The 18562-nt window shown below is 52.1% G+C and carries 17 protein-coding genes and 2 tRNA genes; 6 read left to right on the plus strand and 13 right to left on the minus strand.

The window, feature by feature from the left end:
• Positions 1-51 precede the first annotated feature (51 nt).
• The 10 genes from NT073_RS18480 to NT073_RS18525 form a co-directional block, all read right to left on the minus strand.
• The gene (locus NT073_RS18480; protein ID WP_297376389.1) at positions 52-1284 is read right to left on the minus strand and encodes a phage integrase SAM-like domain-containing protein; all 1233 of its coding nucleotides are present in this window, start codon (positions 1282-1284) and stop codon (positions 52-54) included.
• 321 nt (positions 1285-1605) lie between these two features.
• Positions 1606-1692, minus strand: a tRNA-Ser gene (locus tag NT073_RS18485).
• A 34-nt stretch (positions 1693-1726) separates the two neighbouring features.
• Positions 1727-1816 (minus strand) — tRNA-Ser (locus NT073_RS18490).
• A gap of 70 nt (positions 1817-1886) precedes the next feature.
• Complete coding sequence (locus NT073_RS18495) at positions 1887-2996, minus strand: asparaginase (RefSeq protein WP_297376391.1); 1110 nt, start codon at positions 2994-2996, stop codon at positions 1887-1889.
• Positions 2997-3059: 63 nt separating this feature from the next.
• Positions 3060-3866 carry a TatD family hydrolase gene (locus NT073_RS18500; RefSeq protein ID WP_297376393.1) on the minus strand — a complete coding sequence of 269 codons (807 nt, stop codon included), beginning with the start codon at positions 3864-3866 and terminating at the stop codon, positions 3060-3062.
• A gap of 199 nt (positions 3867-4065) precedes the next feature.
• Positions 4066-4866: an SDR family oxidoreductase gene (locus NT073_RS18505; protein ID WP_297376395.1), complete on the minus strand. Its 801-nt coding sequence runs from the start codon at positions 4864-4866 to the stop codon at positions 4066-4068.
• A 165-nt stretch (positions 4867-5031) separates the two neighbouring features.
• Entirely contained in the window at positions 5032-6063 is a 1032-nt protein-coding gene (locus tag NT073_RS18510; protein ID WP_297376397.1) for a glycosyltransferase, read from the minus strand.
• A complete protein-coding gene (locus NT073_RS18515; protein WP_297376399.1) occupies positions 6050-6697 on the minus strand; it encodes a polysaccharide deacetylase family protein in 648 nt (215 codons plus the stop codon). The genes NT073_RS18510 and NT073_RS18515 overlap by 14 nt, the downstream gene beginning before the upstream one ends.
• 92 nt (positions 6698-6789) lie before the next feature.
• Positions 6790-7914 carry a glycosyltransferase gene (locus NT073_RS18520; protein WP_297376401.1) on the minus strand — a complete coding sequence of 375 codons (1125 nt, stop codon included), beginning with the start codon at positions 7912-7914 and terminating at the stop codon, positions 6790-6792.
• Entirely contained in the window at positions 7911-8888 is a 978-nt protein-coding gene (locus NT073_RS18525; RefSeq protein WP_297376403.1) for a lysylphosphatidylglycerol synthase domain-containing protein, read from the minus strand. Before NT073_RS18525 ends, NT073_RS18520 begins: the two co-directional genes overlap by 4 nt.
• Before the next feature lie 30 nt (positions 8889-8918).
• Here NT073_RS18525 and ruvC point away from each other — a divergent pair, with 30 nt between their 5' ends.
• The 5 genes from ruvC (at position 8919) to NT073_RS18550 (ending at position 13283) form a co-directional block, all read left to right on the plus strand.
• The gene (gene ruvC, locus NT073_RS18530; protein WP_297376404.1) at positions 8919-9521 is read left to right on the plus strand and encodes a crossover junction endodeoxyribonuclease RuvC; all 603 of its coding nucleotides are present in this window, start codon (positions 8919-8921) and stop codon (positions 9519-9521) included.
• A 94-nt stretch (positions 9522-9615) separates the two neighbouring features.
• Positions 9616-10710 carry a sensor histidine kinase gene (locus NT073_RS18535; RefSeq protein ID WP_297376405.1) on the plus strand — a complete coding sequence of 365 codons (1095 nt, stop codon included), beginning with the start codon at positions 9616-9618 and terminating at the stop codon, positions 10708-10710.
• A complete protein-coding gene (locus tag NT073_RS18540) occupies positions 10707-11441 on the plus strand; it encodes a response regulator transcription factor (RefSeq protein ID WP_297376407.1) in 735 nt (244 codons plus the stop codon). The genes NT073_RS18535 and NT073_RS18540 overlap by 4 nt, the downstream gene beginning before the upstream one ends.
• Positions 11442-11613: 172 nt before the next feature.
• The gene (locus NT073_RS18545; protein WP_297376409.1) at positions 11614-12366 is read left to right on the plus strand and encodes an intradiol ring-cleavage dioxygenase; all 753 of its coding nucleotides are present in this window, start codon (positions 11614-11616) and stop codon (positions 12364-12366) included.
• A gap of 191 nt (positions 12367-12557) precedes the next feature.
• Positions 12558-13283, plus strand: a complete 726-nt coding sequence (locus tag NT073_RS18550; RefSeq protein ID WP_297376410.1) for a pirin — start codon at positions 12558-12560, stop codon at positions 13281-13283.
• 13 nt (positions 13284-13296) lie between these two features.
• Here the strand turns inward: NT073_RS18550 and NT073_RS18555 are convergent, their stop codons facing one another.
• A complete protein-coding gene (locus tag NT073_RS18555; protein WP_297376411.1) occupies positions 13297-14154 on the minus strand; it encodes a hypothetical protein in 858 nt (285 codons plus the stop codon).
• Positions 14155-14252: 98 nt separating this feature from the next.
• Between NT073_RS18555 and NT073_RS18560 the strand changes: the two genes are divergently transcribed.
• Entirely contained in the window at positions 14253-14675 is a 423-nt protein-coding gene (locus NT073_RS18560; RefSeq protein ID WP_297376412.1) for a secondary thiamine-phosphate synthase enzyme YjbQ, read from the plus strand.
• A 19-nt stretch (positions 14676-14694) separates the two neighbouring features.
• Here NT073_RS18560 and NT073_RS18565 read toward each other — a convergent pair whose 3' ends face one another.
• Both NT073_RS18565 and NT073_RS18570 read right to left on the minus strand, forming a co-directional pair.
• Complete coding sequence (locus NT073_RS18565) at positions 14695-16797, minus strand: thioredoxin domain-containing protein (RefSeq protein ID WP_297376413.1); 2103 nt, start codon at positions 16795-16797, stop codon at positions 14695-14697.
• 44 nt (positions 16798-16841) lie between these two features.
• The gene (locus tag NT073_RS18570) at positions 16842-18491 is read right to left on the minus strand and encodes a T9SS type A sorting domain-containing protein (RefSeq protein WP_297376414.1); all 1650 of its coding nucleotides are present in this window, start codon (positions 18489-18491) and stop codon (positions 16842-16844) included.
• Positions 18492-18562: the final 71 nt, after the last annotated feature.

Raw genomic sequence — 18562 nt, forward strand, 5'->3', positions numbered from 1 at the left:
TTTATGACAACCTAACAAAATTATCCTGACAAGATAATTATATCAGTTTTTTCAGGGACATGTATCTTTCTTTCGCTTCTGGAGCACTGTGCTCTGATTCATCTCACCAATAACCCGCCGTTCATCGGGTCGGCCGTACACATCCAGCCCACTGGCGGTCTTTCGGCCCAGGACAACTTTAACTGAGTCGGTGCTTAAAAACAATGTATTAAAACACCAATCAGTGAATGTTTTCCGACCAGCCTTACTGGAGAGATCTTCCGGCAAGTCGAGTTTTGCGGCAATCACTTTTAGCCAGGCGTTGAATTTGGGAAGTGAGGTCAGTGGTAACTTTTCCCAACCACCGTATTTGTTAACGATCTGTTTGACCTCCTCAAATTGAGGTACCCGAATGGATACTTCCGTTTTGATTCGATCCTTGATCAACCACACCTCACCGTCGAGGCCAGTGCGTGAAGCGGTCTTGTGCTGCAAAACGAAATCCTTTAAATCGCCATAGTGGAATCCGCACCGGCACAAAAGTATGAACACGTCGGCCGCGTGCTGGAGGTGGGAATTATCAAACTGGTAGTTGCGGAGCTTCTCAAACTGCTCATCGGTCAGAAAGACCGGATCATCGTACTTGGGGTTGTTGATGCGCATGCCTTCAAGGGGATTTAGGTCTGAAATTTTTTTGAGCTTTGCCCAGGCCAGCACGTTTTTGATGGTCTGTGTATGTTTGGCTACGTAGCTGTCAGCGTGCCCGATCTGGTCGGCAGCCAGAGGAAACTTTTTCATCCAGATCCGAAATTTCTTTACCCAGTCTAAATCGAAATCTTCGACCAGCAGGTCCAGCGCCTTTTCGCTAATGAGAAAGTCGATTAATTTTTTGCGAACGTTGTCATATACGTCAAGACTGGCTTTCTTGAGATTCCGATCTGGATCACTGCGGCTTTCGGCCATGTACAGCTCAAAAACTGAGAGCAGCGATACCTTTTCACTGCCGCTTTCATAGATTCGCCGAACTTTGGCCGCTGTAATTTTCTCCTTTCGCCGGAATAGATCGTTGAAGATAGCCCTTAGCTGATCCCGCATGATACCCAGCTGCTCGTTTTTAAAGAAGGCTTCCGGATCCTGAGCACTGACCTGGCTGCCATCCCAATAATCTACGTAGGTCGTTATGCCGGTAGATCCAATGTCGGCCCGATCCCCACCTACCGCGATGCGGCAGTACAATTGAACTTTGTCCTTCTGTTTGCTCTTGCGACGCCAGAAGCTAATTTCCATACGCTTTACAATCTTCATTGCACTACAGATTTAAGTGTAGCGCTGGTAAGTAAATGAGGGTTATACCGTTCGAAAGTTGACGTTTAAGAGAAAGCCAACTACCGACCAATAGGTATTAGACCCGTTATATAACTTCTGTTAGTAGCTATACCAATCGATAACGGATCATATGAAGGGGGGGGGTGTCACCAGGCACAAGGGGGTGTCACCAGTATTGCTACGGGAAAGGTAAAACCGGCCTGAATGGGCTTAAAAAGGCTTAGGATGGAATTAAAAGGGTAAAAAAAATGCCCGAAACGATCAGTTTCGGGCACCCAATGACTAACAAACACTAAAATGCAGAGAGGAAGAGATTCGAACTCTCGATACGGTTGCCCGCATACACACTTTCCAGGCGTGCTCCTTCAACCACTCGGACACCTCTCTAAAAACGAAGTCAGCAAAGCACCTTGCTGACTTCTGGCAGAGAGCGAGGGATTCGAACCCCCGGTACCCTTGCGAGTACTTCTGATTTCGAATCAGACCCATTCGACCACTCTGGCAGCTCTCTATGTCCTTTGGGAGTGCAAATATGCATGTTTGAGTATAAAAACGCAACAGCTTCCGCTCAAAAAAACTGATTATTCACTCATTTCGCCACTAATCGACTGAGTCAGAAGCACACGCAGTTTTGCCGGGTCGTGTTCCTGACCGAGCAAAACCATCAGTTTGGTAACGGCAGCTTCGGTTGTTATATCGGCCCCACTTACTACACCAATTTGCAGCAGTTGTTTACTGGTCTGGTACTGGCCCTGGGTTACACGCCCGCCTTCGCACTGCGACACGTTAAAAAATACCACTCCTCGATCAATAGCCCGTTTGATCGTATCTAGAAACCAGCCATCAGTCGGAGCGTTACCGGCCCCAAACGTTTCCAGAACGACCGCCCGCAGATCCGGGATATTCACAATCGACTCAACCACCGGCTGTGTAATCCCCGGAAAGAGTTTAAGAATGGTTATGTTCGGGTCAAGCGTTGTACGCAGGCTTAATTGCTGACCGGGCTGATAAGGTCGAATAAACAATCGGTTATAATCAATACTTACTCCTGCCGTAGCCAGATGCGGGTAATTTTCAGAAATAAAGGCGTTAAACTGCACACTTTCCTGCTTGGTAGACCGGTTGCCCCGTAACAGTAACGAATTAAAATATACACACACTTCCGGCACTAGGGGAACCCCTTTGGCAGGAGTCAGTCCCCCACCCTCATCCACGGCGGCAGCATCCACCGCGGCAGCAATTTCGAGGGCAGTGATGAAGTTTTCGCGGGCGTCGCTTCGGGCCACTCCGATTGGTAGTTGAGCTCCGGTCAGAATAACCGGTTTGTTTAGCCCAACCAGCATAAAACTCAGGGCCGATGCCGTGTAGGACATGGTGTCTGTACCATGCAGAATGACAAAGCTGTCGTACTCGTCGTAGGTATCCTGAATGATCTGTGCCAATTCGACCCAGATGGCGGGCTTCATGTTCGAGGAATCAATGACTTCATGCAGGGTAAGAATCGTAATATCGAAATCGAGCCGATTTAACTCAGGGACGCGATCCAGTACCCGGTCAAAATCAAAGGGAATGAGTCCGCTGGCTTTGGGGTCGTAGATCATTCCGAAGGTGCCGCCGGTATAAATAACTAGCACCGACGCCCGCGACTGCCGGGGAGAAGCAGGGCTTATGTGAACGGTTTTATAAGGCATTACTACAAGTCAATTGGTTACGTGCAGGAGTCAGACAAGGCTAGGCAGTGTGTGTCGCCCTGTCTACCCTGGTAAAAGATTGGCGTACAAGGCCGGTAGCAGCGAAAGCGCGTTGGCGGTTGTATGCCGGGCTACATCATCGATATTGATTTGCTTGAGGTCGGCTACCCGCTGGGCTACCAGCCGGATATAAGCCGGTTCGTTGCGTTTCCCACGGTAAGGCACCGGCGCCAGATAGGGCGCGTCGGTTTCGAGAACGAGGTGCTCAAGGCCGATGTGCGGAAGAACTTTGTCCAATCCACCATTTTTGAAGGTAGCCACCCCGCCAATACCTAATTTAAAGCCAAGGTCAACGGCCCGGCTGGCTTCGTCCAGCGTTCCGACAAAGCAATGAAAGATGCCGGTCAATCCCGGAAGAGCCAGTTTCTCAATCAGGTCAGCCGCTTCGGTAAACGCATTTCGGTCATGACCCGAACGGGTGTGCATAGATACCGGCAACTGCTGTTCAGCGGCCCATCGGAGCTGGGTTTCAAAGGCAGCGAACTGCTGATCGACGTAGGTCATATCCCAATAGAAATCCAGACCGATCTCGCCCACGGCCATGAATGCATTCCGGTTGAGAGCCTCCTCAACAGCCCTCAGTTCTTCCTCAACGGTGTCATTAACATAAGCCGGATGCAACCCCATCATGGGTAGGCAACGGTCGGGGTATTGTTCGGCCAGAGCCATTAGGCCGGGTATGGTTTCACGGGCACAATTCGGCATCCAGATCTGACTGATCTGCTCTTGTTGAGCCTGATGAAGCATAGACTCCCTATCTTCCTCAAACTGGGAGTCATATAGGTGAGCGTGAGTGTCAATTAAAATCATTATTAGTTAATCCAAGTTGTCTGTAAAAAGTTTGTTTCGGGAACATCGCCCACTAGAAACAGTATAGTTCTCCGAGCAGGTATGCACAAGGCCTTGCCTCAGGGCTGCCAGGCAGGCTTCGTCCTCGAATTAATACAGATTTAGGGATTTATCAGGCAAGGCCCTATCACTTCGCTAAAGCTGGTGGCTCAACCACCGGTTACATTTCGTAATGATTGCGAATCATGCGTTCGTAGAGGGTGGTGGGTAATACGCGCTTTAGCAGCACCGAAAATTTTTCCAGCGGTTTGCCGACCCGGTATAGACGCTTCACCTTTGGCGAGTTGATGATAGAATCAAGCAAAGGACCGAATACGGCAGACTCAATACCCTCACTAACACTCTGATCGATCAACTCGTACGTTCGGTCGAAAGTCGCTTTATAGATATTATCTGCTTCTATAGAAGCCCGCAGCCGATTTTTGTTGATGTCTGTTTTTGTTCCGCCCGGCTGAATGGAACATGCCTGAACCCCAAAGGGAGCAAGCTCCAGGCGAAGTGCTTCGGTCAATCGTTCGACGGCGGCCTTGCTGGCACTGTAGGCACCCCGGTACGGTAGGCCTGCCTCAGCCGCTATGGAGCTTATATTAATAATCAGGCCCGACTGCTGCCGGCGCATGATTGGCAAGGCGGCCTGTACCATCCGAATTACGCCAAGTACGTTGGTATCAAAAACTCGTTGTACATCCGAAAGGGACATTAACTCGACCGGGGCAGCAATACCCAAACCTGCATTGTTAACCAGCACATCCAAACGGCCTTCCTGCTGCATGATCTGATCAACAGCTTGCTGAACGCTCTGAGGGTCGCCAACATCCATTGACAACATCCTGAACGATCCTAGAGACAAACCCGCCTGACGTGACGTACCATAAACAACGTACCCACGCTGGGCTAAGTAGCCAGCAATTGAGTAACCTAAACCGGTCGACGCACCAGTAATTAATATGACTTTTGCCATAACACAATTCTTGAAAAGCAGTTTGAGTTAGCGATTTGAGCCGAAAAGTAGTGGATTTTGGTCTTGGTCAAGGCTAAAAACCGCGCTTTATGGCCAAAACGATCAACTTATACCACGTTTAAGCGAATTTGAAGGGAGCAGAAATGCCCTTTACAAAGTGGGGAGTCAGTTGTATGTCCTTCCTTTCCACTCAATTTTCGTCGGCATGAGGTAAAAAAGCACCGCCAGCGGCCCGATGATAAGTTGGTAAACCTCAAATAATAACGCGTAAGGCCATAAGTCGCTTTGCCGAAGTCGGCTTAGCCCAAACGAAATGATCGTTGTTTGCACAAATAGTCTGGCGATATACAGACCGATGGCTAAAGTTGGCGAAAACAAGCCCAGCAGCAGAAACAGGGGTGCCGCCAAGTACTGGACGTAAAGCGAACTAACCATCCAGATTGGCAGTTGACTCGCTCCCCGCATCCAGCGTTTGCGTTGATGCAAAAACCCGTTCAGGGTATCCACTGCCCTGGTTCGGGCTAGCACATCGGCATTTAGCAAATTAGCGAAACCATATCCTTTAGCGACAACGGCCCGAAAAAGCGCATAATCTTCCACCACCGAAAACGGCAGGGACTCGTATCCGCCAACAGCGTGGTACCCCTCGCGGCTTACGGCCATGTTATTACCCATAGCCGTCACAGGCATTCCCATACTGCTTACCAGATGCGTGAGTGTCAGGTTGTAGAGCCAGTCGACCGTTTGAAGCTTATGAAAGAGGTTCGGGCCTTCCGGGAGTGTAACGCCCGTTACGATACCCGTCCGCTTCTGAAACGAATGCCCCATAGAGGTCAGCCAGTCGGGAGGAACCTGCGTATCGGCATCGGTAAAAAAAAACAGTTGGCCGCGAGCCTGATTAGCCAGCTGTGCCAGCACATTGGTCTTGCCGCGCAACCCATTGACCGACTCGCGGACTTCAATAAGCTGAAAGGCAGGTTTATCCTTAATGAACCCAGCTACCAGCGTAGCAGTCTGATCGGTAGACTGGTCATTGCCAATGAGCACCTCCAGCTGATCTGCTGGGTAGTTCAGACGGTCGACAGCCTCCAGACAGGCGAGAATGGCGTGTTCTTCATTTCTGGCGGCAATCAGGATACTAATCAGCGGACGACCCTGGCGGGATTGCGGCCAGTCTGGTGTATTAGTAACCGGCATAAACAGGTTGTGGCACGGAACGGAACGAATACCCACGGGCGGCAAAGTAAGCCAGCATTCGGGGTAGAACATAGCGCATCGTTGGCCAGGCCTTTACACTATCGTGAAATACGACAATAGAACCGGGCCGGGTGTACTTAATGGTTTTACGCAGACAAACGTCGGCGGGGAGACTACGGTCAAAATCGCCCGTCAGCACATCCCACATCACGATGGAATAATTTTCGAGCACTTCGGCTACCTGCGTTTTTTTGATGCGACCGTATGGAGGACGAAAAAGCGAGGTTTCAACCCCCAGCAGCGTCTGGCATTTTTGGATATTTTCCAGATAGGTGACATCTTCAGTTTTCCAGCCATTCAGGTGATTGAACGTATGATTGCCAACCATATGCCCGGCTTCGAGCACCTTGTACAGTATGTCGCGATGCTTTCGAACATTATCTCCTATGCAGAAAAAGGTAGCCTGAGCCGCAAATCGATCCAGTTGTTCGAGAACAAACTCGGTCACATCGGGGATTGGCCCATCATCAAATGTGAGGTAAATCGTTGGTTCAACTTCCTCTTCGATCTTCCACCAGAACTCAGGGTATACCGTCCGGAGCAAAAAATTCGACTTATGCAGAAAAAATGACAAGTTGATGTACGGTTTAGGATATATGATACCTGATTTAGATTACATAATGCATTCATTCACTGCATCAAATAGGCTATACCATTCATCACACATTACGTAAGTTTTCTTCCTTTCCAATAGTACCCTTTTCCCTGAGCAGCCAGCCCGAAGAAAAGTACATAAAGCGGGTATACAAGTTGAGTCAGCGGGATAACCGGAACTGACGATTTTTTTTGTAAAAAAACAAGAATCTGACGTAAAAACAAAAACTCCGGTACCAGCTTCAGCCCAATAACGAGTAGTGTTACGTTTCCGTTTAAAAAATTGAGGCACCAGCCCAGAACAGCTACAATAGGGACAACATTACATAGAAATATAAACACCGCCAGGAGCGACGGCAGATAACTATCGTAAGCCCGCCACTTGCTGGCCCATCGCTTACGCTGGTTATAAAATCCACGCCACGTCTGGTGAGTGCCCGTCCGAACGATTGCTTCCGGACTTTTCAGAAACTTAACTCCGTTGGGATACCGTGCCGAAATCTTATGCATCAAAAACTCATCGTCGCCCGAGGCAAGGTGATCGAAACCGGCGAAGCCGCCCACTGCCGCAAACACCTCTTTCACATAGCCTAGGTTGGCTCCGTTGCACATAGTCGGCACACCAAGCTCCATGGTGCAGGCCCCGGAACCGATAAGGCTCGAAAACTCAACCGTTTGCAGGGCGTCAAAAACCGTATGTTCGTCGGTAAAGGTGACCGGTCCTGATATCAGCCGGGCACCTGTTTGGGACTGAAAAGCGGCAAAGGAAGCTAGCCAATTCGGACCAACCCGGCAGTCACCGTCGGTAGTCATAATCAGGTCGCCGGTGGCAATGGCTATGCTTTGGGTGATAGCCCGTTTCTTAGGGGATGCCGTCCGTTCATTGGTCAGCGGCAATGGACGGAGCACGAAGGGAGCCGACTGCGCATACTGCTGAACGAGTGACAGGGTGGTGTCGGTCGACGAATCATCGGCTACGATTACTTCGAACCGGGTATAAGTCTGGCGGCTCAGGTCATCGAGCAGATTGCGTATGTTATCGGCTTCGTTGCGAACGGGAATCACGACGGTAATATGCGGTCCATCGGTCATTGACCGGTCCGGCAGTTGGCCCGGCGGGATGCGTAGCCAGGTTATCCAGAGCAGTAGCGTAAACAGCGCGTAGAGCCCGCTGATTACCAGAAGAAAGATCGTCATTCAGCGGTTAGTTTGAGTTTCCAGACCCAGATCAGGCCAGCCAGCACGGGCGTCAGAACGTTGGCTACCCAGAGCGTCAGGGTGACCGTTATCAACACCGAAGCCGAACTGCCAACGGGTGCAAACACCCATAAAGAAGCAGCTTCCCGAACCCCCAGATCGCTCAGTAAATTAAACGCGGGGGTGATCGTCTTTGCCAGAAAGACCAGCCCAATACCCGATATGGCCCAAACCATGGGCAGTTCCAGGCCAACCAGCCGCATGGCCAGGTAAAACTGCCCGGAGAAAACGACATACCGCAACCCGGCGACCGCCAGTGCCCGGCCAATCTCCCGATCGGAATACTGAACGGCCACCTGCCAGTAACTAGAAAAGCGGTTCAAGCCCGAACGGCCCGCCAGAAACGAAACCATCGGCCGACGGAATATTCCGAACACTACCCCACCCAGCGATAACACCACGAGGACGGCCAGCAGCCATTGGCCGGTCTGGTTGTTGCGCTCAGACACCAGCCGAAGGTGCTGCGCCCAGGCAATGGTGCCAAAGACTATAGCGACGTAGAATTGCATACCGCCCGACACCAGTGACGCCCCGATGGCACCGGCCCGGTTGGTGCGCAGCGACAGTACACGACCGGCGGTATCGCCCAACTGAGCCGGCAAAGCGAAGCCTAACGAAACACCGGCCAGTACCCCCTGATATGCCTGCCAGAACCCCGTAGGCACGACCCGCCGGAGCAGAATCTGCCATTTTAGTGCTTCGAGCCCCCAGTTGACCGGTGTGAGAACAAGTAAGCCCAACGCCCATCGTTCGGGGTGTTCGACCGCCCGAAGCTGGGAGCTGACAAGGGGCCAGTCGAACGGTTGCTGGCGCAAAACATGGACGATGTAACCGATGAGGGCCAAAAACACGGCTACTTTAGCCCAAAAGATGATTTTTTTACCCGGTTTCAGCGACAAAATAGAGGAGAACACGTTACTTTGTAATAGAGCCAACACCCAATCATGATCATTAAACCTACTTCTTCTACCATTCAGCCAGTCGTTACACCCGAAAAAGTGATTTTGGGCGTCGACCCAGGTACCATGATTGCCGGTTATGGCATCATATCGGTGAAAGGAGGTTCCATGAGTATGATTCAATACGGCGTGGTTCAGTTGAGCAAATATACGACCTACCAACTGAAGCTCCAGAAACTCTACGAAACCATCCTTCGCTTAATTGACGAGTATCACCCCGATGAAATGGCGATCGAAGACCCGTTTTTCGGTAAAAACGTGCAGGCCATGCTGAAGCTGGGCCGGGCGCAGGGGGTGGTGATGGCGGCTGCTCTGTCGCGTAATATCCCCATCGTCGAGTACGCACCCCGCCGGATCAAACAGTCGGTTACGGGCAACGGCAATGCCTCCAAAGACCAGGTATCCCAAATGGTCGGGCATTTGCTGAAGGAAGACCTCGACCCTAAGTTTTTCGACGCTACGGATGCCCTGGCCATTGCCGTCTGCCACCATTTCCACGAAAACGCATTGCCGGTAGCGCCGGGCAAAAAGAACAAGAAAGGAGCCTGGGGAGCTTTCGTCAGTGAAAACTCCGACCGGATTCTTTAGGTCACACGGCCTGTTTACCGACACATTCCGGCTATACGCCCCGATTCGGTCGTCCCGTTTCTCTTTCTGGTCAATTCAGGAGTAATTTCCCGGCATGAATAACCGGTTCTCCCAGATCGCGATTCACCTGTTGGGTTGCTTTACGTTTCTGGCCCTGCCTTACGTCTTTGCTGACGACGGATTTGCCCGACTGGCCGAGCTACCTGACAACCCGCACGAACAGCGTACGCAGCTGTCGTACCTGCTTACAATTGCCTTTTTTTACGTTAATTTTTACGTACTCATTCCAAGGCTTTATTTCGCCAGACGGTTTGTCCTGTATGTGCTTGCCTCCCTGAGCTGCTTTCTTCTGATTGAGAGCACGCTGGCCGCCATCAATCGACGCGGGTATCATCCACCCGCCAGCCCCTCCTTTTCGGCTCCACCGCCCAATGCCGCTTACCGGCACGAGGAGATTCCGGGCGCTTATCCTTCACCACCACCCCACCCTGGCCAACGCCAGCCGGGCCTTCCCTCCGAATTGGCGCAAACGTTTTTCCTGACACTGGCCGGTTTTCTGATGGCGCTGGCCCTGCGCATCAACAGCCGCTGGCGGGAAACGGAACAGGAGAAAATTCAGACCGAACTGTCGTACCTCAAAGCCCAGATCAACCCTCATTTTCTGTTCAATACCCTGAACAGCATCTATTCACTTGCCATTATCGAGTCGCCCCAAACGGCAGCCGCCCTTGTAGAGTTGTCGTCCTTTCTGCGGTACGTCATTCAGGAGTCACAGAAAGACCGGGTTTCCGTTCATAACGAACTCGATTACCTCCGTCAGTATATCGCCCTGCAACGATTACGACTGGGCGATACGGCCCAAATCGAGTTTACCATTGAGGGCAACCCAGGCAGTCAGCAAATTGTCCCCCTCCTGCTGATTTCATTCATTGAAAATGCCTTTAAGTACGGCGTCAGCCCGGAGGAGCCCTCAACCATCCGGATCGGCCTCCGGCTCGAAGAGCAAGCCATTCATTGCCATGTTTTCAACAAAAAGGTTCGGGTTTTTCAGCCGACAGCCGTAGCGAGCGGTATCGGGCTGACCAACACCAAAGCCCGTTTGCAACTTTTATACCCAACGCATCACCAACTGCGCATCAACGACCAGGCCGATCGCTTTACCGTTGATTTATCCATTACCCTGTCATGATTCGAGCCATTGCCGTTGACGACGAACCCCCGGCCCTGCGGATTCTCAGCCATTTTTGCCAGCAGGACGGATCAATCGACTTACTCAAAACGTTTACCCGAACCGACGAGGCACTGACGTACATCGAGCAGCACCCGATCGACCTGCTGTTTCTGGATATAAACATGCCGTCTATGTCGGGAATCGACTTTTACCGGGCCATTGCGAATGTATCGACCAATGGAAAGCCGCCAGTTATGGTTATTTTCACGACTGCCTATGGCGAGTATGCGGTGGAAGGCTTTACCCTCAATGCCGTCGATTACTTGCTTAAGCCTTTTACGTTCGAGCGGTTTTCGCAGGCCATTACGAAAGCAGCGGACGTCTATCGCTGGCAGCAACGTACGGATACAACCACCGAGGCCTATGTGTTCGTCCGCGCCGACTATACGCTCCATAAAATCGCCCTGACGGACATTCTCTACATCGAAGGGCTGGATGATTACCTCAAAATTCATCTCCAGCCGGAAACCGGCAAACCGGGCGTTCCAAAGCCCGTCGTGGCTCGAATGACGATGAAATCCATGCTGGAACGACTGCCAGCGGTCGATTTCGTTCGGGTGCATCGGTCCTATATCGTTCCCCTGGCCCGCGTCGACGCGGTCCGCAACAGAACACTGTTCGTGGAAGGTCGTGACATTCCCATTGGCGCCAGCTACGAAGCGGATTTCCTGAAACGCTTTGGTCTCTGACGGTGCATCAATTCACCGACACATTCGGGGCATTGACCTATATCTAACCGTCCTTTGCAACGAAACATCTGCTTTCTGCGCTACTGAGAAAAAGCGAATCAGGTTAGCTACTTATCAGAAAACTCACGCTGTTTTTTAACTCATTAGAACGAATCAACTCATCGCCAGTAGTATGGAACGTAAAGAATTTTTGAAGCGTGGCTTTGTTAGCTTACTGGGCATTACGGCGGTTGCTCCGCTGATTGGAGCCTGTTCATCTTCGACGGTTGATCCGGTCAGTACCACCACCACCGGCAGTACAACTTCGACTGGATCGACAAATGGCAGTTCGTCCAGTAACTGCACCGTTACGCCTTCAGAAACGGAAGGGCCTTTTCCGACCAAAGTACCGGCCAACCTCGTTACAAAAGACATTCGCTCCGACCGAACCGGTGTGGCCTTTACCATGAATATCACGATCAAAAACACCAACAACAGTTGCACGGCTCTGGCCGGGGCACTTGTTGATGTATGGCATTGCGATAAAGACGGCTATTATTCTGAATATGGCGGCACCGGGATGCAAAGCGCCGATTTCACGAAAGTAGACTTTCTGAGAGGTCGGCAGGTGACCGATACCAACGGACTGGTTTCCTTTACGTCGATCTTTCCGGGCTGGTATTCGGGCCGGGCGCCCCACATTCACGTGCATATTTATAATTCGGCGGGGAAGTCGCTGCTGGTCACGCAAATCGCCTTTCCGTACGATGTCAGCAACACAGTTTACACAACAGCGCAATCGTACGGCTATACCAAAGGCAAGCAGGACACGCTCAACGAACGGGATAACGTGTTTTCGGATGGCTTTACAACCGAGTTGGCCACTGTTTCAGGAAGTATATCCGGTGGGTATACACTCACGCACACCATCGTTGTGAACGCCTGACGAAATGGAAGTAATCCAAACGAAATGGATCAGGGCAATGGCCCGTGACGCTCGGCATAGTTTATGACTATGTCGATGCGTTACCCGGTCTCTACCGGTGTATAAAGACCACTCATCGAACTCCGGTCAGAGACCGGATAATACCCGGACATAGTTACAGACTATGCCCGACGTACACCCGCTACTTAGCCATGATAGACACCCGAACGCAGGCTCAGTTGTATGTTGCCGACCAGCGCGGCTGCTCACAGAACCGTTTTTTTCGGAGTTACCATACGTTCAACTTCGGCTCCTATACGGCCGAACACCGGACTGCGTTTGGCAGCCTGCGGGTGTTAAATGACGATACCCTTGGTCCGGGACATCGGTTGTCGATAACGGTCGATGACGATACCGCGGTTGTGCTTGTTCCGCTGGTGGGTGGTCTTGAGTTCAACAGCCCCGTTGCCAGCGGCTTTCTGGAAGCGGGACAGATTCAGACGCTCTGGCTGGCAAAGGGGATGACGTATGAACTCATTAATCCGTACGAAACGGAGCTGATCAATTTTGTTCAGCTCTGGTTTTCCACTGGTTCCGAAACCCGTTTGAGTACATCCCGGCAATCGGCTATTGACCTGACAATGACCAACCAACTTCTTCCCGCCTTCGCGCTATCGCCCCTCAGGGATGATGCCGAATCGGCTGGCCGGGGTTTTATTGGCCGCTTCGACGGGCGGGCAGAAGGAACGTATGCGCTAAAAAATCCGGCAAATGGTGTTTTTGTGTTCGTTCTGAGTGGCGCTTTCGAAGTTCAGAACCGGCTCCTCCACGAACGCGACGGCTTATCGCTGACGAACATGCCGGATGCCGTGGTGGAGTTTGAGGCCTTAGCCAATAATGCAATTCTGCTGCTCATGGAAGTGCCCCTGCACGGCTAACGACCGGATATCGTTACAAGCGATAGAACATATTGTACTGGAGACTTCCGTAAACACGAAAAACGGTTAGCACACAGGTCGACGCGGTAGCCTTGCCATCGTTAATGGCGGGTTTCCAGTTGAGCTTTTCGGGTGTCCACTCGGGCATGTTCCGGATCACCTGCTGTACGTAGGTTACCGCTTCGGGCATCTTCGCGTTTTCGGATACATTTGTATTCAACAATACCCCAATACCCGTCACCTGCCCGATTTCATTGATGGCCAGCGTAGCGGTAACCCGCCGGATGCGTTCGCCATCAACCAGCGGCCCTAGTTTTTGCTTCATATACGTCGAGAGTTCCGTGGGTTTCCCCAGAAACTGAGCCGACTGGTAGAAAGGGGTACACGCTTCTTTGGTTCCATCGGCGGTAAAACAGGCACTCTGTGTCATGCGACCGTTCCGGTAGTACTCTTTTCGCTTGATGGACCCGTCTTCATAAAAGACCATGAACGGGCCATGCAGCACATCGTCTTTGTATTCGCAGGTGATGTAGGGCTTCCCCGTGAGGTACATGATTTTCGTAGGGCCAAACCGAAATATGCGGCTCAGGCTATCCAGAGGAAAGCCGTTTGGCAGTGTCTGCGGCAAAACCTGGTAGGAATCGACTCGAAATAAAGACCCGTTTTTCAGCAACGTTCGAACTGTAAAGTATTGGTTGCGTTTACCAAAATAGAGAATTTCTTCGTCGTACTCAGCAAAGGTACGACGCACCATTTGGCTATTTTTAACCAGATCAGACTGCGCCTGAACGGGCAGGCTCAACAACAGGCCAAGTAACACTATGAAAACAGCATTCATACAGGCATCAATCGTTCGGTTCCGCTTTCGCATACAGGGCGGCACGCGTTGGCTACCAACTGGCCCGGCACACATAGTACTAAGATAGGTATTATCAATTTATGTTTTAACCCTCTCCCGTTTTTTTGGCTATGGCCATCTTCCAGCATACGTTTCAGCTACCGGCTTACCCGCGCGGCTTCCATCTGATTACCCAAACCATCGAGCGGGAGTTTGGTGCGATCCGGCAGATCAGGGTTGGCTTGCTACAGGTTTTTATACAGCACACCTCGGCCAGCCTCACCATCAACGAAAACCCCGACCCTACCGTGCGCGGTGATTTCGAACGGTTTTTCAACCGGACAGTACGCGAAAACGAACCCTATTACGAGCACGATTATGAAGGCTCCGACGATATGCCTGCTCACCTGAAAGCGGCTCTGCTTGGGCACTCCGTCCTGATTCCGATCACGAACGGACGGCTGAACCTCGGTATCTGGCAGGGCGTCTATCTGGGTGAACACCGTAACAACGGTGGTCGCCGGACACTCGTGCTAACGGCCTGGGGAGACTAACAGAAAGGGCCGTTTTAGGTCAGTGCACAAGCTCGCTCACCTCGCTCACGCTCGTTACCGGTAGCTGGCAGGCGCGGTTGTAGCAGACATAAATAGCCGTTTGCCCATCAACCAGGCCCCGATGCTGCAACAGCGGTAACCCGTCCGGTCCCGTTTCCTGCAAATCGCTCGTACCGCATAACACCCGGTTCGGGTGAAAATCGGCATTCAGCTCGGCGCGGAACTGCTCTGCCTCTGGACCAACAATGGCAATCTCGGCTGTGGGCCGGGCACGCAGGGCAAACTGGGCCGCCCAGTTTGTCAGGTAGTCGGCGTTTTGCTCCACCAGCGGCTGCACCCGCCCCAGCATCTGATCGACGCGTTCGGCATAGGCGGGTCTGTCCAGCAACAAACTTAGGACGTAGAGATTTTCGGCCATCATCGAATTGGACGACGGAATAACGTTATCGAACAGCTCCTTCCGTCGGGCAATCAACTCCTCGCTGTTTTTGTCGGTGAAGAACAACAGGGGTTCGGAACCGGTAAGCTCATCGACGGACGAATCAGCGAAGTTCGTTAGTACATACTGCATCAATTGATCGGCTTCGGTTAGCCAGTTTCGGGTGAACGTGGCCTGATACAAAGCCAGAAGGCCGTCGATCACAGCGGCATAATCGTCCAGAAAACCCGCCTGCCGTGCCCGTCCGGTGCCCCCTTCGCTCACTTTATACGTATGCCACAACCGGCCGTTTCGGCTGTCGCGCATTTTTTTGAGGAGAAAATAAGCCAGACGTAGGGCCAGCGTCAGAAACTCGGGTTCGCCGAAAACGCGGTAAGCCGTAACCAGCCCCTTTAGCATAAGCCCGTTCCAGGAACAGAGAATCTTGTCGTCCAGGCCGGGCCGAATACGTTCGTTACGCACCCGCAGCAAGCGCGTATGGGTGGCATCCAGACGCACATTCAGATCGGCAACCGACCAGCCCATTCGAGCCGAAAACTCGTCATCGGCTTCGATGCGATGAAGGATATTTCGTCCATGTTCCCAGTTTCCGTTTTCACTGATCGAATACAGGTCAGCGAACCAGTCGAAATCAGCACCCAGAATTTCCCTTAATTCGGGGGTGGTAAATGTATAAAACTTACCCTCTACGCCTTCGCTGTCGGCATCGAGGGCAGAATAAAAACCTCCTTCCGGACTCAGCAGTTCACGTTGGGCAAACGCAATTGTTTGGTAAACAACGTGTTTATATAGCTTACTTTTCGTCAGGCTATAGGCTTCCGAATAAAGGGTAAGTAGTTGCCCGTTGTCATACAGCATTTTTTCGAAGTGCGGGGCAAACCAGTCGGCATCCGTCGAATAGCGGGCAAATCCGCCCCCCAACTGGTCGTAAATACCGCCAAGCGCCATACGATCCAGCGTAATCCGAACCAGATTAAGTGCCTGATCTGACATGTCGGCAGCTTCGGCAGTTTGCCGGGACGACGAGGCAACGGCATAGTACCGAAGTAAAAACCGCCATACACTTGGCATCGGAAACTTGGGCGCCCGGCGCATGCCTCCTTTTTCGTCGTCGGCTTTAACGGCTACTTTCCGGTACAGTACAGCCAGCGTTTCGGGGGCAAACAGGGGGTCATTCTGCGTCAGCCCGTAGCGTTCGGCATCGGACAGGTTCAGTTCACGCGCAAAGCCCTCCGCCGACTGCGCCAGATCGGCACGGTGTTCGTTAAAGGCGTTGTCGATACTCTCTAGCAGATTTACCCAGTTTTTGGGCGGCAGATACGTAACTCCGTAGAACGGCTTGGCATCGGGCATGAGGAACACGTTGAGGGGCCAGCCGCCCTGTACGCCCATTGCCTGCACGGCATCCATGTAAATCGCGTCGACATCGGGGCGCTCTTCCCGGTCAACTTTAATGCACACAAAATGCTCGTTCATGACCTGCGCCACCGCTTCTTTCTCGAACGACTCCCGCTCCATAACGTGACACCAGTGACAGGCCGAATACCCGATACTCACGATAATCGGTTTGTCTTCTTCAATCGCTCTGGTCAGGGCTTCATCCCCCCACGGGTACCAGTTTACCGGATTTTCTGCGTGTTGAAGAAGGTATGGACTGGTTTCGTACTGAAGTTGATTAGGCATAAGCTAAAATGGGTATGACGGCACCATGATTGATTAGCCGTTGTTCAAAAGCCCTGAATAACTATTTTTTTCGACAGAATCTGGTCGCCACTTTGTACCCGGAGGAAATAAATACCCGCGGGCAAATCGGCAATATTTACACGCTCCGTAATCGTATGAACCGCTCGTTTAACTACCGGCTGACCACTTGTGTTCAACAATGTGAGGCTGGTGGGCGCAGCGGGCAACCTGCCGAAGGTGACAGTGAGCGTGGTTTGCGCCGGATTTGGAAATACGGTCATATCGGCCAGTATCGGCTCGTTAGCCGTTACCACCCCCATATCGAACTGACACAGATAAACCTCGCGACCGGTGAGTTCGATGGTCTGCTGCCAGGTTTTGTACCTGACCGTCAGCGTTGTTCTGGCCCCTTCGTCGGCATAGGGATTCTGGGCGGCAATCAGGATTTTGTTGCCCTTGGCCACACCCCGCCAAACGGGAAGCTCTTTATCCAGTAAGTCGCGGGCGGGTGTTTCGATGACCAGTTCGTAGGCTCCCTGAAACATATCGGCAAATCGCGACAGCCGATACAGGCCGTGCGTAAAATGCTCATAGGCCGCGTAGGTATCCGTGCGGGTCGGGGTCAGGGTTGGGTTTTCCCAGAGCCATAGACCGGCCGCTCCCGAAAAGAACGGGAAAATAGCCGTGGCTTCGGCCATAAACCGCTGAATGAAATTCGGGTAACTAGTCGAACTATCGTGGTAACGCAGCCATACCCACGGCACTACGGGTTTGGGACTCCAGGCCCGGTTCACCTCAACCTGAAACAGCAGGTAGGCCAGATACTGTTTGGCAAATGGATTCGGGTAATCGTAGAAATAATACGCGGAGGGCGACAGGGCGTTTAACTGCTCGTAATAAGGCCCGCCGATGCCCCGGCCAGTGGAATCCTGAACCAGATAATTCGTTCGGGCAAGATTGGTTGACCAGTCAGACCAGGAGAACGTCGCCACGTTCATGTACGTATTCAGCACAGGCGAATCGGCGTAGCTGGTCAGGCTGATGTTGGTCAGGTCGGCATGCTGGCGCACGTAACGGGCAGCTTCGGCATACAGATTCCGCATATCGCGCTTGTAGGCTGCGACAAAGTCGGCATCCGACAGGTTTCGATAAGGGGCGGGAACACGGGGATCGGTTTTGATTCGCAGAATCCGGGTATCCGTTTCCAGAATTCGCTCAAGATCGAGCGCCAGCCGACTGATGGGAAGCACGTACAAACCTGCCGAATTTTTCTGTCCACCGGCCAGGCCCGACAGAAAACTATCCCAATTGGCGCGGTAGCCGTTCAGGTCATTTGCCCAAGGGCTTTCGATGGTTTCCCAGGGTTGCCCAAAGCCGGTAGCCACGCCATAATAGACCACCGCCCGTTGCGAAGGTTTTACCAACGATCCAAACTCATTGTCTTTAATATCAACCAGGTGGCTAAATCCATGTCGGAGCGGGCTTGCCTGCGTATCCGAAAAGCGAGGGCCACCGTAAATAATCGGGAAAGGCAGCGAGAAATCAGGAAACTTGCTCCATTCAATCTGATTCGGCTGCGTAACCGGTGTAAAGCTGAGTCGCTCGGCACATTGCAGCTGAGCCGTCGCAACAGACAACAGGCCCGGCCAAAACCCAGCAAAACAGAGGAAGAAAAAGCCAAATGAAACGCGCATTGCTTGAAGTTTCGCCAAAACTACGGAATTTTAGGAGCGTAAGAAGCGATTAGAATTAATCGCTCGTTACT

This window comes from Spirosoma sp. (assembly GCF_026391055.1).
In the GTDB taxonomy this organism is placed as follows: Bacteria; Bacteroidota; Bacteroidia; order Cytophagales; family Spirosomataceae; genus Spirosoma.

Bases quoted from the DNA above. Each gene is read 5' to 3' on its own strand.
- NT073_RS18480 (WP_297376389.1), bottom strand. From the start codon at position 1,284: ATGAAGATTGTAAAGCGTATGGAAATTAGCTTCTGGCGTCGCAAGAGC.
- NT073_RS18495 (WP_297376391.1), bottom strand. From the start codon at position 2,996: ATGCCTTATAAAACCGTTCACATAAGCCCTGCTTCTCCCCGGCAGTCG.
- NT073_RS18500 (WP_297376393.1), bottom strand. From the start codon at position 3,866: ATGATTTTAATTGACACTCACGCTCACCTATATGACTCCCAGTTTGAG.
- NT073_RS18505 (WP_297376395.1), bottom strand. From the start codon at position 4,866: ATGGCAAAAGTCATATTAATTACTGGTGCGTCGACCGGTTTAGGTTAC.
- NT073_RS18510 (WP_297376397.1), bottom strand. From the start codon at position 6,063: ATGCCGGTTACTAATACACCAGACTGGCCGCAATCCCGCCAGGGTCGT.
- NT073_RS18520 (WP_297376401.1), bottom strand. From the start codon at position 7,914: ATGACGATCTTTCTTCTGGTAATCAGCGGGCTCTACGCGCTGTTTACG.
- ruvC (WP_297376404.1), top strand. From the start codon at position 8,919: ATGATCATTAAACCTACTTCTTCTACCATTCAGCCAGTCGTTACACCC.
- NT073_RS18535 (WP_297376405.1), top strand. From the start codon at position 9,616: ATGAATAACCGGTTCTCCCAGATCGCGATTCACCTGTTGGGTTGCTTT.
- NT073_RS18540 (WP_297376407.1), top strand. From the start codon at position 10,707: ATGATTCGAGCCATTGCCGTTGACGACGAACCCCCGGCCCTGCGGATT.
- NT073_RS18545 (WP_297376409.1), top strand. From the start codon at position 11,614: ATGGAACGTAAAGAATTTTTGAAGCGTGGCTTTGTTAGCTTACTGGGC.
- NT073_RS18550 (WP_297376410.1), top strand. From the start codon at position 12,558: ATGATAGACACCCGAACGCAGGCTCAGTTGTATGTTGCCGACCAGCGC.
- NT073_RS18555 (WP_297376411.1), bottom strand. From the start codon at position 14,154: ATGCGAAAGCGGAACCGAACGATTGATGCCTGTATGAATGCTGTTTTC.
- NT073_RS18560 (WP_297376412.1), top strand. From the start codon at position 14,253: ATGGCCATCTTCCAGCATACGTTTCAGCTACCGGCTTACCCGCGCGGC.
- NT073_RS18565 (WP_297376413.1), bottom strand. From the start codon at position 16,797: ATGCCTAATCAACTTCAGTACGAAACCAGTCCATACCTTCTTCAACAC.
- NT073_RS18570 (WP_297376414.1), bottom strand. From the start codon at position 18,491: ATGCGCGTTTCATTTGGCTTTTTCTTCCTCTGTTTTGCTGGGTTTTGG.